Source organism: Niabella beijingensis (assembly GCF_020034665.1).
GTDB lineage: Bacteria > Bacteroidota > Bacteroidia > Chitinophagales > Chitinophagaceae > Niabella > Niabella beijingensis.
Genome location: NZ_JAIQDI010000001.1, coordinates 1 through 13,737 on the forward strand (window position 1 = coordinate 1; position 13,737 = coordinate 13,737).

At 48.1% G+C, this 13,737-nt stretch carries 15 protein-coding genes; 7 read left to right on the forward strand and 8 right to left on the reverse strand.

What is annotated here, in order from left to right; genetic code table 11:
- Positions 1-434: 434 nt before the first annotated feature.
- From K7B07_RS00005 to K7B07_RS00015, 3 genes are all read left to right on the forward strand, one after another.
- The gene (locus tag K7B07_RS00005) at positions 435-1,046 is read left to right on the forward strand and encodes a GrpB family protein (RefSeq protein WP_223706271.1); all 612 of its coding nucleotides are present in this window, start codon (positions 435-437) and stop codon (positions 1,044-1,046) included.
- 43 nt (positions 1,047-1,089) lie between these two features.
- A complete protein-coding gene (locus K7B07_RS00010) occupies positions 1,090-1,488 on the forward strand; it encodes a cytidine deaminase family protein (RefSeq protein WP_223706273.1) in 399 nt (132 codons plus the stop codon).
- A 162-nt stretch (positions 1,489-1,650) separates the two neighbouring features.
- Positions 1,651-2,076, forward strand: a complete 426-nt coding sequence (locus K7B07_RS00015) for an SgcJ/EcaC family oxidoreductase (protein ID WP_223706275.1) — start codon at positions 1,651-1,653, stop codon at positions 2,074-2,076.
- 30 nt (positions 2,077-2,106) lie between these two features.
- Here the strand turns inward: K7B07_RS00015 and K7B07_RS00020 are convergent, their stop codons facing one another.
- Positions 2,107-2,550, reverse strand: coding sequence for an SRPBCC family protein (locus tag K7B07_RS00020; RefSeq protein ID WP_223706277.1), 444 nt, complete (start codon positions 2,548-2,550; stop codon positions 2,107-2,109).
- A 43-nt stretch (positions 2,551-2,593) separates the two neighbouring features.
- Positions 2,594-3,214, reverse strand: coding sequence for an HD domain-containing protein (locus tag K7B07_RS00025; protein ID WP_223706279.1), 621 nt, complete (start codon positions 3,212-3,214; stop codon positions 2,594-2,596).
- A 65-nt stretch (positions 3,215-3,279) separates the two neighbouring features.
- Here K7B07_RS00025 and K7B07_RS00030 point away from each other — a divergent pair, with 65 nt between their 5' ends.
- Positions 3,280-3,849, forward strand: a complete 570-nt coding sequence (locus K7B07_RS00030) for a hypothetical protein (RefSeq protein WP_223706282.1) — start codon at positions 3,280-3,282, stop codon at positions 3,847-3,849.
- Positions 3,850-3,873: 24 nt separating this feature from the next.
- On the opposite strand, the gene K7B07_RS00035 is transcribed toward K7B07_RS00030, so the two are convergent.
- Entirely contained in the window at positions 3,874-4,410 is a 537-nt protein-coding gene (locus K7B07_RS00035; RefSeq protein WP_223706284.1) for an NADPH-dependent FMN reductase, read from the reverse strand.
- Positions 4,411-4,716: 306 nt separating this feature from the next.
- Here K7B07_RS00035 and K7B07_RS00040 point away from each other — a divergent pair, with 306 nt between their 5' ends.
- From K7B07_RS00040 to K7B07_RS00050, 3 genes are read left to right on the forward strand one after another with little or no spacing between them, the layout of a single operon-like run.
- Entirely contained in the window at positions 4,717-5,280 is a 564-nt protein-coding gene (locus K7B07_RS00040) for a YeeE/YedE family protein (protein WP_223706286.1), read from the forward strand.
- A 19-nt stretch (positions 5,281-5,299) separates the two neighbouring features.
- On the forward strand, positions 5,300-5,794 hold the full coding sequence (locus K7B07_RS00045) for a DUF6691 family protein (RefSeq protein ID WP_223706288.1): 495 nt from the start codon (positions 5,300-5,302) through the stop codon (positions 5,792-5,794).
- A gap of 21 nt (positions 5,795-5,815) precedes the next feature.
- Complete coding sequence (locus tag K7B07_RS00050) at positions 5,816-6,379, forward strand: cysteine hydrolase family protein (protein ID WP_223706290.1); 564 nt, start codon at positions 5,816-5,818, stop codon at positions 6,377-6,379.
- Here K7B07_RS00050 and K7B07_RS00055 read toward each other — a convergent pair.
- The 5 genes from K7B07_RS00055 to K7B07_RS00075 all read right to left on the reverse strand — a co-directional run bounded on the left by K7B07_RS00055 (position 6,353) and on the right by K7B07_RS00075 (position 13,412).
- The gene (locus K7B07_RS00055; RefSeq protein ID WP_223706292.1) at positions 6,353-7,681 is read right to left on the reverse strand and encodes an FGGY-family carbohydrate kinase; all 1,329 of its coding nucleotides are present in this window, start codon (positions 7,679-7,681) and stop codon (positions 6,353-6,355) included. The genes K7B07_RS00050 and K7B07_RS00055 overlap by 27 nt on opposite strands.
- Positions 7,682-7,816: 135 nt before the next feature.
- Entirely contained in the window at positions 7,817-9,091 is a 1,275-nt protein-coding gene (locus K7B07_RS00060; RefSeq protein WP_223706294.1) for a sugar isomerase, read from the reverse strand.
- Positions 9,092-9,285: 194 nt separating this feature from the next.
- Positions 9,286-11,406 (reverse strand): bifunctional aldolase/short-chain dehydrogenase, encoded by a 2,121-nt coding sequence (locus K7B07_RS00065; RefSeq protein WP_223706296.1) that lies wholly within the window; start codon positions 11,404-11,406, stop codon positions 9,286-9,288.
- 22 nt (positions 11,407-11,428) lie between these two features.
- A complete protein-coding gene (gene rhaT, locus K7B07_RS00070; RefSeq protein WP_223706299.1) occupies positions 11,429-12,511 on the reverse strand; it encodes an L-rhamnose/proton symporter RhaT in 1,083 nt (360 codons plus the stop codon).
- A gap of 175 nt (positions 12,512-12,686) precedes the next feature.
- A complete protein-coding gene (locus K7B07_RS00075; RefSeq protein ID WP_223706301.1) occupies positions 12,687-13,412 on the reverse strand; it encodes a porin family protein in 726 nt (241 codons plus the stop codon).
- Positions 13,413-13,737 lie beyond the last annotated feature (325 nt).

The following is a 13,737-nucleotide window of genomic DNA, read 5'->3' on the forward strand; positions in this document are numbered from 1 at the left end:
GAATCAACTCCCCTCCGCCACTTTCGATAATACCGTGGAATCGAACCACCAAACCTGGCGCCAACCGCCTGTACCATTTTTACCTTAAAGAACTAACTTCCCAAACTCTCAACCCCTACCAAACCCTCCGTTTTGGGGTTGCAAAGATACACACTTTTCTCAAACTAACAAAAATATTTGAGAAAATATTTTTGATTTTTTTCAACCTAACTATCTGTATTTGAAGAACTTGCCGGCGCATTTAAGACTGCCGTTTTTGAATTGGGATTGCAAAGATAGGGAGGATTTTCAAACCAGCAAATTTATTTTTTATTTTTTTCTGAACAGCATTCGTTCTTCCATTTACGGCACAGCCCGCACCATTCATACAGAATAGCACCCATCTTCCGCATCACTCCCGGAGAACCGGCTAACTTTGAGCAACATACATAAAGATGAAGATTACTATTGAACCCCATAACCCGGAATGGAGAATACATTTCGAAGCTATAAAGAAAGAACTGGCAGCACTCACCGGACCGATACATCCCGAAATTGAGCACATCGGAAGTACCTCCGTGGAAGGACTGGCGGCCAAACCCATTATCGATATCCTCGTGGGCTTAAAGAACGAAGCCGATCTCAGCAGCACCCCGCAACTACTGATGGCCAGGGAATATATCTACTTTGAAAAATACAATACAGCAATGCCCTATCGCCGCTTTTTTGTAAAACTTAAAACAAGCCCCAAAAGCCTGTCGCTTCCCGTTTACATCAGACCGGAAGATCCCATTCCTGATGCGTTGAACGAACAACCGCCCCGGCTGGCGCATATCCATGCACTGCCACTTCACTCCGAACACTGGACGCGCCATATCGCTTTCAGGGATTATCTCCGCGCACATCCTATTATACGGGTCGCCTATCAGCAGTTAAAAGAAGCACTGAGTCTGCGCGAATGGAAGGATGGTATTGAATACAATGAAGCAAAAGACGCTTTCATAAAAACAGAAGAACGCAATGCAGTGAACTGGTACCTGCAGCAGCACAACAATAACCCGGCATAAGATCACCGCTCCTTTTTCAGTAACCCTATAAATCCGAAAGAAGATGGACACAACAATCCTGAAACAAATGGCCCGACTTATTACCAATGAAAAACAACTCAATGAATTTATCACCTACGGAGGCGTAGGCGCCGCACTGGAAACGATCGACGGAAACATCTACACCGGCATCAGCATCGACACCGCCTGCTCTATGGGCTTTTGCGCAGAACACAGCGCCATTGCAGAAATGCTGAAACATGGCGAGCATAAGATCAAAGCTCTGGTTGCAGTAGACAGCGAAGGTCATGCCGTGCCGCCCTGCGGCCGGTGCAGGGAACTGATCAGCCAGCTGTCCAGCACTAATTTACAAACCATCATCGAAGTACAGGATGGCGTGCAGGTACTACTTTCCGAAATACTCCCCTACGATTGGAAAAAATCCCTGAGTGACCAATGGTAACATTTAAAGGATGGCGCCAGCCCTCCTTCATTAACACTTATAATTGGATAGATCATACAATCTCTTTACCGGCTTATTTCGCCGGTTATCCGCTCTTTTTGTTTTGTTACCTGAAAACAGTTATACCGGCGGTCAACAGGCTATAGCTTCGTTAAAAAAAATATGACAGACGAACAGATCATCAGGACCAAACTGGAAAAGATAAAAGGAATGTTTCAACACCCTACCCTCGGGTTATTCGAAGATCTTTTTACGGAAGATTGCGATTACATCACCTTCAACGGGCAACATCTTAAAGGCATTGAAGAAAATTTCGACGCGCATGTTCATCTTTCAAACCTGAAGCTCTTCCGCGGAGCTGTATTAGAATCCGACCTGCTGCAGATCAAGTTCGTGAACCCGGATACGGCCATTGTGATCGCCACCGGGGGTATCCGGTTCCGCTGGCAGAAGCAACTGCCGCAAAGCAGGAGGTCGATCAATACCAATGTATTCATCCGTCAGCAAAACGGCGACTGGAAAATTGCTTCATTCCAGAACAGCCGGATCCGGAAACCCGGTTGGCTGCAACGGTTATTGTCAAAATAAAAGAGCATTCGGAAACCGAATGACGGCGATTTACCGGGTTCCGTTTTCGGCCACCTGTTTTATTTTATACAAGGTCGTATTCCAGTAAAAGGCCAGGTGTTTGTAAATCGTTTCAGTAGGAAAACCTTTTATACTAAGTGATAGCTTTGTCCGGGGTATTTCGGGTGTTAATATAAACTCAAACACAGAATAGTTGCTGTCTTTATCCTCCAGCCGCGATAACGAACTGATCTGGCTGTATTGAAGACGCCGTCCGGGTTCCACAGCCAGCACCTTCCCGGTGTTTTCAAACGGGACATGATGAACGCCCTTTATGATCAGCGGTTGCCCCGCGTTCCATTGGATGATCACCTGCAGTTCCATTTCCGGCTCACCCATCCATTGCAGCATCAATTCCGGCAGCGTAAGCGTTTCCCAGATCCTGTCGCTTCCGGCATCAATGAGTACACTTTTTTCTATGATCCGCTTTTCCATTTCTAACATCGGCACAGGCATATCTCCACAGGAAACAGCCTGTTTATTTTTTTAAAATTCCTTTTTCAAGATTTTGTTTCAGCAGGTCTTCTGCAAATGCCCAGATACGATCGGAGCCCCGGGCGATCGCTTTCTTTTTAGCCACCACCTGGTCGTAGCGTACATCAAATTCCTTCCAGGTGCCACCATTGTTTGATGTATTCTGCAACAAGGGTTCCAGGCGGTCGAGTGCCCTTGCAAATTTTGCCTCCGGTGTGTGTCCGGCTTCAAACTCCTCCCAGACAGCGATCAGTTCGTCTCCCTGCGGTTCCGGCAGCATTCCAAAAATCCTGCGGGCCGCTTTTAATTCCTCCCCGGTATTGGTATGATTCTTTTTTGTATCATAGATGAATACATCACCGGCGTCGATCTCAACAATATCATGGATCAGTACCATCTTCAACACCTTCAGCAGGTCCACCGGCTCATTGGCATGCTCCGCAAGTACAATCGCCATCAGGGCTAAATGCCAGCTGTGTTCGGCATCATTCTCCCGCCGGTCGCTGTGAAGCAGTTTCGTGCGACGAAGGATATACTTCAGTTTATCGATCTCTTTAATAAATTCAATTTGTTGTATCAGCTGTTCCATACACCAAAGGTACAAACCCGACAGTACATTCTTCATGAGCCCGCACGGCGTTTCTTTCTTTTGACGTAACTTGAGCAACCATATATTGCAAATAAAATTTTATGGGACAGATTTTTGAATTTATTGCAGATGCTGCGCTGGAAGTGCTGGACGACTATTATACCGAATGTCATGTATGTAACAGTACCGGTGTCGATCTGTATACCTACCAGGGAAAACTGATGCTGGAAGACGGCACGGTGGATGATGATATCTATGCCGTTTGTGCAGACTGTATTAAAACCCAGCCACTGATACCATCCGGGGAATGGGCTTACAGCCAAACGATCAGGGACTATTTAACGGCGCAGCAAACCACCCCGCAGGCATACGATGCGCTGCTGCAAAAACTGCTGAAGCAATACCGGCAGACACCGCAGCTCCCCCTGTTCCTGCAATACGATGACCGGCCGCTCTGCTGCAATACGCTGACGGAATTTACGGGCTACCCTGCCGATGAAAAAGAACTCTTTCACATTACAGAAAATAACACTTACTGGGAAAAACAAGTAGCAGAAAAATCGGAATACATGGATTTCAGAAAATACGGACTACCGGAAGGTGAACGCGATATAGCAGCCTTCAGATGTCCCGCCTGTAACAAAGCCTACTTTACCTTCCAGTTCACCTGACCCTCCTATTCCGGGCAGCTTTCTTTACAAACCAGCCTGTTCTTTAAAGGCACTTACAAACCGGGCAAAGGCTTCCGCTGTTTGTGTATCCGTTATTTGCCCCTCCTGGTTGATCTTACCTTTTACGCCCTGTATCAGTAAGGTGGTGGCTTCGGTGAACGAGGCGCCGACAGTCTGCAGGATCAGCTGTAGTTCTTCATGCCCTTTTATACCGCTTGCGGCTGCTGTGATCAGTCCGACAGGTTTTTCCGAAAAGACCGTTGTCGCCACGCACCATTCGATCGCATTTTTCAATCCGCTGGGAATACTGAAAACATATTCGGGTGTGCAGATCAGCACCCCTGCCGCATCAGCGATGTAGTTGCGCAGCCGCACCACTTCCTCCGGCGGTGCTGTAACAGCCAGGTCCGGGTCAAAATGAGGCAATACTTTTAATGTATTGTACCGAACAACTTCGGCAGCTTCGGAGAGCTGTTCTGCAAAACGGGCCGCCAGCTTTTCACAGCTGGAGGCTGCGCTGGCACTGCCGATGATCGCCAGGATCGTTTTTTTTGTATGCATAGTTCTTATTCTTTGCCCCGGTAAACAACGCCGCTGGCAGGCTATAAAAATAACTATAATCGGCAGCTCCGCAATAGACGAATGATCTTGCTGCACCTGTTTAACAAATGAAACACTTCCGTAGATAGCAACATATTGCGCGTCATCCTATCTTATGGGCGCAACCGATATTTGCCTGGGGCTATGCAATATCGGTCAAAAATCATATCAACGCCCGCGTGAAAACTGCCCTGGTACTGATGCCTATCCTTATTTCCCCAAACAATCAAAATATTCAATAGCTTAGCAGATTAAACAACATTTCTGATGTTAGAACTCATCAAGCAACCCTGGCCCTGGTATGTGGCAGGGCCGGTCATCGGGCTTACGGTACCGGCGCTTTTACTACTGGGCAATAAGCCTTTTGGCATCAGCTCCTCCTTAAGACATATTTGTGCGGCCTGCATCCCGGCCAACATTCCTTTTTTCCGGTACAACTGGAAAAAGGAAGTGTGGAATTTATTTTTTGTTTTTGGTATTTTCCTGGGCGGCATGGTAGCTGCACAATGGCTTACAGCACCTGGGCCGGTAAAAATAGCACCACAGCTGGCGGCCTCACTGGCGGCGCAACAGGTTACGGATTTTAACCATCTCGTACCTCGTGACCTGTTTAACTGGCCCGCATTGGTCACGCCAAGAGGATTCCTGTTAATGATAGCAGGCGGATTCCTGGTAGGGTTCGGAACACGGTATGCCGGGGGCTGTACCAGCGGGCATTCCATTATGGGGTTATCAAACCTGCAATGGCCTTCCCTGGTAGCTACCATTTGTTTTATGCTGGGGGGCTTTCTGGCGGCCAACCTGCTCCTTCCCTGGATCCTTTCGTTATAACTCCTAAAACAGTATCCTGATGCAATCAGATCAGCAACATACAGCAGCAACGGGCAGCGATGAGTTTTCCGTTACAACCACCGGATCGTCCTTCCCGAAATGGCGGGCCAATATCCGGTTTCTTATTGCCGGCATTGTGTTCGGTATCGTTTTTACAAAGGCCGAGGTCATCAGCTGGTTCCGTATACAGGAAATGTTCCGCCTGCAATCCTTCCATATGTACGGGGTAATCGGCAGTGCCGTGGTGGTAGGTATTGTTTCTATCCTGCTGCTAAAAAAATTCAATATCAAAACCATCGACGGGGAAAAGATCGGGATCCCGGATAAGAAATTCAATAAAGGACAGATCTTTGGCGGACTGATCTTTGGCATCGGGTGGGCCTTTACGGGTGCCTGTCCCGGCCCGCTGTTCGCCCAGATCGGAACAGGCGCTACCGTAGTGATCGTTACTTTACTGAGTGCCATTGCCGGAACCTGGGTCTATGGCCGGTTTCGCGAAAAGCTGCCGCATTAAAATTCTTAATAATAAAACCACATGCATTCACCAGGTGCAACGGCTATTGTGATCATTGATGCGCAAAAGGATTTTGCCGATCCTGCTTTTGCCTATGGGAAACGACATCCTGTACAGGAAGATATCGCAGCTGTTGCGGAACGCCTTAATATACTGGCCCATCAAAAGATATCCGTACCCCTGCTTGCTGTCCGGTCTGATTATTTCCCTCACCAGTTCGGGGAAAATCTGTCGGTATGTATACCGGGCACCGGAGGACATCAAAGCATCCTGCCTTCGAACAACGGTATCATTGAATTTGCTAAAAAAGAGCACAGTTGTTTTTCATCAGGAGGATTTGCTGAATATCTGGAGCAGCAACAGCTCAAACACCTGCTGCTCTGTGGTTTCCTCACTGAATACTGTGTAAAGGAAACGGCACTGGACGCACTTTCAAAGGGATACCAGGTAACGCTGTGCCCGGAACTGATAGGCTCGGCAGATGATAAGCAGGCAATAAAAAAAGGGACCTTTGCCCTGCTAAAAGCCAGTGGTGCGTTTATTGAATGCCCCGGTGATTTATATGGTATACCGCTGCACTTTTAGCAGCTGTGTTACATGTGGTGTTGTATTCCAGGCCGCATGGATGGCCAGTGCCGCCCCTGCAGCAGTAGCCTGCGATACAGAAGCCGCATATACCTCCAGCTGTGGAAAGGCCCGGGCAATGAGGTTCATAAAAATAGTATTGCGGGCAAAGCCGCCGTCCACATATAACCGTTTTACTTCCGATCCTTCCAGCACCAGCTGTGTCGATCGTTTTTGTTTTCGCACCAGGTGCTGTACCAGGTCATGATAGGTCTTGTCCACGTCAGCTTCACCGGAAAAATCAAAATCTTCACGGATCCGTTCCGGTTCCCCCTCTTCCACCAGCTCCGGCTGAAAAGGAATATCATGAAAATACGCCGTGTTTATATGATAGGATGCAGCCAGTCGTTTTACAGCCTCTTCATGTTCATTCCCTGCAAATAACCGCGAGGACTTAAGCGGTGTGCCCTTGTACGTAAGATAAGACAGACAGTCCTGCTGCAGCTCTTTTGTGGTAAGCGGCGTATGGTTGAACGGGTTCATCGAAATGCTCCAGGTGCCGGTAGACAACAGAACAAAAGGTTCTTGTACGATCTGCATGTAGGGAATAAAGGCAGCCGAGCTGTCGTGCAGTCCCACACCGCATTTCAGCGGCCGGCCGTTTAGCATCGTTTCGATCGTGGCATCGGAAGGAAATAAAGGAGCCAGCAGATCGCTGAGGCCTTCTTCCGCTACCCAGCGGTGATAATTGTTCTTACTAAAATCCCAGAGTGCCGTATGACAGCCGATGCTGGTAATATCCGATAACAATTTTCCATGTACCAGGAAGCCCAGATACTGGGGCAGGTGCAGTGAGGTATGGATCTCACTGAATAAATGGGGCAGCTGCTCTTTGATCCGGTACAGTTGCAGTCCGGAATTGAGGTTGCCTAAAACAGGCGAAGCGGTATCAGTAGCAAATTGTTCCCTCCCGCCGTACCGGTAGTAAAAAAGATCGGCCAGGTCTTCCGGGAAGGGTTTTAAATAATTATATAAGGGAGCTACGGGTTTGCCGGCAGCATCAAGATGCACAAAGCTGGCACCGTAGGTTGAAAAATTCACTGCCTTTATATCGATGGATGGATCGGCCCCTTTTTCTGTCAGTTTATTTTTTACCCATTCACTGATGCGCGCAATATCATCACAGGGAAAGCCGTCCTCGTCCCTTGTTTCATGAAAGCCCTGTACTTCCTCCTCCACAATCTGGTACTGCTCATCGAAAAAAAAGAATTTTTTATTTGTTTTACCGATGTCAAAAACCGCTATTCCCGGTATGGCGCTCATTTGTATGTAAGGTATAAATATTTAATAGTAAAAAAGATGTCAGCTATCAGCTGTCAGCTATCAGACAGTGTCCTAAAATCGACGACGGATCATCGAACAGCTGCCGGCTGATCGCTGAAGGCTGATAGCTTTGAGCTACAGTCCCGTTGCTACGGTGCGCTCTCCGCGTTCTTTCACCAGTTCCTCCCGCACTTTCAGTTGCCGGAACAGCCCGATGGGATCCAGCGCAGCACCGGCCCTTAGTCTGGCTTCTGCCAGTATCGGACGCACATCCGTGCGGTAGGCCTCCTGTAAGATTTCCTGTGCCAGTGCCACATCATTCTGCTCCTGCGCAGTGCCTAGTTTTACCGGATCCACCAGCAGCGCCTGCGCATAAGCTATTTGAATGGCTTCCACACTTTGAAGCAGATCTTCCAGCGGATCTTTTACATTATGACTGGCGTCGATCATCCAGCCCAGGTCCGTTGCATGATTCATGTTTCGCGCATCCATCCCGTCTACCAGCTCCCTGAAGATAAGGAATAACTGGTAAGGTTTAATGCTGCCTACGGTAAGATCATCATCGCCGTATTTGCTGTCGTTAAAATGAAAACCGCCTAATTTTTTTTCGTTCAGCAGCAATGCCACGATCTGTTCGATATTGGCATTGGGCAGGTGATGCCCGAGATCCACCAGTGTATACGCCTTATCCCCCAGTTTGCTGGCAAACAGGAAGGATTGCCCCCAGTCGCCCACTGTAGTGGAATAGAAGTTGGGTTCAAATGCCTTGTATTCCACAAATACTTTCCAGTTCTCCGGCAATGCTTCATAGATAGCACTCAGGCTCTCCAATGTATTATTAAACGCTTTACGGAAATTCAGCTGACCGGGAAAACAGGAACCGTCCGCCAGCCAGATGGTGAGCGCCTCAGACCCCAGCTCTTTTCCATATTGGATCACTTCAATATTATGATCGATCGACTGTTTGCGTACCGCTTTATCCACATGCTGCAGCGATCCGTATTTATAACTGTGTGCCTGCCCCGGCTGATCCTGGAAGGTATTGGAGTTCATCGCATCAAACTTCAGTCCCAGCTGTACAGCCAGTTGTTTTAATGCCGCCGCATCTTTGGGAATATCCCAGGGAATGTGCAGGGAGATAGCCCCGCTGGAACGGTTCAGCTGGTGCAGTAATCCCACATCTTCCATTTTCTGTTCCAGCGTGGTGGGTTCTCCTCTTCCGGCAAACCGGCCGAAGCGGGTACCGCCGTTCCCAAGCGCCCAGGAAGGAATCCCCACCTGGAAGTCGGTAAGCTTTTTTATAATCGCTTCTGCATCCGGAATATTGCCGGATATAAATTCAAAATTCCGCTGGTGCCGGGTCAACAAGGCATCGTTATGCGCTTCTAATTGCGTTTTTTTCAGTAACATAAAACTACTTTTATATCGGTCCTACAAACGAGCATTAAAAGATTCCGGCAGAAGCAGGATACTTTCCGTTCACATATTATTCCGCCGATACCTGTGTTTCTTTTAATGCAGCTGTTATTTAAAGATCTTAAAAAAACGAGTTGACCGATTAGAAAATCATCAACTCTTGTATTGCTTGTTATATGAAGACTTTATTATCGTACAAAAGCGGTGGCCACACCACCATCTACATTCAGCACATTACCGGTCGATTTATTCAGCAAGCCGCTTACAAAGATAAAGCAGGCGTTGGCAATGTCTTCCGGCAGGATCACTTCATTCATCAGGGTGCGTTTTGCATAATACGCAGGAAGCTCTTCCACTGTGATCCCATAGGCCTTGGCACGCCCTTCGGCCCAGCCGCCTGCCCAGATATTGGAATTGGCGATCACCGCATCAGGGTTCACTGAGTTTACACGTATCTTATCAGCGCCCAGCTCTGCTGCCAGCAACCGTGAAAGGTGCGCCTGTGCTGCCTTTGCAGAACCGTAACCGGCATTATTGGGTCCGGAAACGATCGAGTTCTTGGAAACGATATTGATGATATCGCCGCCCATCTCCTGTTTGCGCATTACCGCAACACCGTATTTTGAAACCAGGAACTGGCCTTTTACAAGGATATCATACAGGCGGTCCCATTCCTCGATGGTATGATCGGTGATGGATTTTGAAATACTGATGCCGGCATTGTTCACCACAATATCCAGTCCGCCAAAAGCCAGTACGGCCTGATGGATCGCGGATTCGATCGAATCATTACTGGTAACATCCAGTACCACGGATGCAGCCGCATCTTTACCGAATTCTTTCTGAAATTCTGTTGTTGTTTCATCGATCCGCTCCTGGTTGATATCATTGATGATCACACAGGCGCCTTCCTGGGCAAACTTGCGTGCTATGGCTTTGCCGATACCGCCGCCACTACCCGTAACCAGGGCAATACGGCCGCTGAGGGGCCTGGGTTTGGGCATGCGTTGCAGCTTGGCTTCTTCCAGCAGCCAGTATTCAATATTGAATGCTTCCTGGCGGGGCAATGAGGTATATTCGGAAATGGCTTCCGCCCCGCGCATTACATTGATCGCATTGGTGTAGAACTCTGCGGCCACGCGTGCCGTCTGCTTGTCCTTTGAAAAAGTAAACATCCCTACTCCCGGGTAAATGATCACCACCGGATTGGGATCCCGCATGGCCGGACTGTCCGGATGTTTGCAGGTGTTATAATAATCGGCATACATCTTCCGGTAAGCTTCAAACAACGGCGCGATCTTTTCTTTAACGGCAGCAACAGCATCCAGGTTCTCCCCTGGTTCCAGGTTCAGCACCAACGGGCTGATCTTGGTACGCAGGAAGTGGTCGGGGCAGGAAGTGCCCAGCGGTGCCAGGCGGTCCAGGTCGTTGGAATTGATGAACTGCAAAACCCGCTCATCATCGGTAAAATGCCCTACCATCCGGGTATATGAAGAGCAGAATCCTCTTAGTACCGGTGCCAGCGCTGCTGCTTTTTTTAACCGTTCTTCCTTGGGCAATGCCGTTACTTTTTCACCGCCAAAAACGGGACGCTCTTTACCAATATGCTGCTCAATATAGTCTGCACATTTTTCGATGACCTCCAGGGTATTAATATAACTTTCATACGCTGTATCGCCCCAGGTGAAAAGACCATGCGAACCCAGCATGATGCCGCGGATACCGGGGTTTTCATCCAGGCATTGCTTTAATTGCAGTCCCAGGTCAAAGCCCGGTTTTTGCCAGGGTACCCAGCCGATGGTGCCACCGAACAGTTCTTCGGTGATTTTTTTTCCGTCTTTGGCCGCTGCAATAGCAATGGCTGCATCCGGGTGCAGGTGATCGATATGTTTGAACGGCAGAAAGCCGTGCAGCGGCGTATCAATGGACGGAGCTTTGGAAGCCAGGTCATAGATGCAATGATTGAACAGCTCTACCATCTCATCCTCGTGCTCGATACCTCTGTAAATGGCCTTCAGGCTTCTCAGGCGGTCTACGTAAAGCGCTGCCAGCCCGCTTTTTTTCAGCGTGCCCAGGTCGCCCCCGCTGCCCTTTACATACATCACTTCTTTTTCGGCATTGGTAAGCGGGTCCTTTGCCATTACCTTGCAGGAAGTGTTCCCGCCCCCGTAATTGGTCAGCCGGAGATCGGCTCCCAACAGGTTCGACCGGTAGATCAGCAATGCCACCTCGTCGCCCGCAAGCTGTGCTGCTGTTGCGTCATCCCATAAATAACTCACATGTTTAAATACTTTAGCTTCTACGCTCATATCTCTGATTCTTTTTTATATGCTATTTTAATGAATTCCCGTATCCGACCAGGAGTACGGATATCAGGATCACGATGATGCCCATCACCACAGTAACCAATGTTTTCTTACTTACGCCTTTCCATTCTTTCAGTATCAGCCCCCATACATTTGCGATCAGAATAATAAAGGCCATGTGCAGGATCCAGGAGCTCGGACCGTTCCCCAGCTTGCTCTCGCCCATTCCATAGAAGAAGAACTGAAGGAACCAGGTGGTACCCGCCAGCGCGCAAAAAATAATATTAGACAGCAGGGGTGTTTTTTTGTTGGTATAGTCACCAAAGGTCTTATTCCGGGCATTTAATATCAGGCACCAGATCAGGTTGGTAGTGAGCCCGCCCCACAGGATTACTATATAAGAAACATTATTCTGATAAAGGAATTCGCCCTGACCGGGATGGGCTGCTTTCCAAAGGGCATTTGCGGTATCCGCCATTGGCTTCCCTGCTTCGATCCCAAAATTAAAGCAGGCGCTCAGCACACCGGAAACGATGGCCACCATCAGCCCCAGCCCGAACTTATATTCATCCTTACCCGACAGGTGATCGTGCTCCTGTCCGGCAAGTTCTTTTTCTTTCCGCACCCCGGCCCTGCCGGAAATGATGATACCCACAATACAGACCAGCAGCCCCAGCATTACCACCCGGCCCCAGCTGGTGTCAAACAGCAGACCGATGGTATCTTTTCCTTCAGCGGGATTCAGCTGGTAATAAAGCGCCGGGATCAATGCACCGAATACCATACATAACCCCAGGATGATGCTGCTGCCGAGTGATACACCCAGGTAACGTACCCCCAATCCGTAGGTCAATCCGCCGATGCCCCAGAGTATTCCAAACAGGTAAGCATAACCGATAGTACTGCTGCCTGTATTCCGGATAATCTCCCAAAAATCAGGGATGGTCAGCCAGGCCGCCAATGGCGGTACTATGAGCCAGGAAAAGACGCCACCCACCAGCCAGTACGATTCCCAGGACCAGCCTTTTACCTTCTTATAAGGGATGTAAAAACTTCCTGAGGCAAACCCTCCTATAAAGTGAAATATAACTCCTAATAGCGCGTTCATGAATTCTTTTTAAGCAATCATTAATAGCCAAAATTATCCGGTTTAAAACACACCACCGTCATGTACTGTCATGCCTCCGCTGCCGTTTTAACAATATCTTTAAAAACGGTAACGATTGCATAAAAAAACCGCCTCCTGCCGGAAGCGGTTGTCAAATTATAGTTGTAGCGTACGGTTAGAATTTATATCCGAACGAAAGACCAAAACTGTTATTCCTTAAAACCTCGTCGGGTTTCCGTCCGTCGGTCTTCGGTTCCAGATTGGTCAGCCCCAGTTGTCCGTTCAGCTGTACGGAAAAGCGGTTGGCAAACTCGTATCCGAAAAGCAGGTTGGCACCAACCTCTGCACGTTTACCAAAGGTCATTTTATCCGGATCATTGCCAAAATCATTATAGTCGTTGGCAAATTCAAGATCTCCGGTTTCCGTACCTGCCACATCCGTTACGCGTTTAAATTTACCTCCAAGAGTATAAGAGAAATAAGGTCCTGCACCAATCAGCAGGTTCCCGTTCCCGGCAGCGGGTTTGAAGATAAAGTTCACCGGCACTTCCAGGTTATAGGTATTGATCTTTGTGTAATCGCCTGAGGCCGCCGGAGAATAAATATCTGCATTAAAATATTCGTGTGCATCTTTTGTCAGCTTGGCCCCTTTCATACTGAACAATGCGCCTGGTTGTACATAAAACTCATCTGCAACAGGAATATCGAAAGTAAGACCGGCATTAAATCCCGGTGTCAGCTTGGCACCATCCACTGTGTTTCCATCTGCATCTTTAATGGTAAGATTAGAGAGATTTACACCCGCGCGCACCCCTACTTCCACCTGCGCCATTGCCGAACCGGCTACGGTAATTGCAGCCGCCACCAGGAAAGATCTCAGAACAAGTTTACTTCGTTTCATAACTTAAGGATTTTATTAAATTAATTATAGTTGTTCCCAACTAAACCAGACAACATTCCTTAAGCAAGCGCTGCACCAATGAAGCTCACTTTAAAAGCTTTATCATTTATTTAATATTTTAAGAGATAGAGCACGAAAATTTTATGCTGACGATACAAAAGAATTGTTAAAAATGACAGGCAAGTTCCATGAACTCAGACTAAGCTGCCTGTAAATAAACGTCCCTCCGGAAAATGTTGTGTCAAAAAAAACAGTGTCAACATTACAATGACACAAAACGCATTGACACAATTTTGTGTCAACCGGAATGGTGTCAATTCAAAGA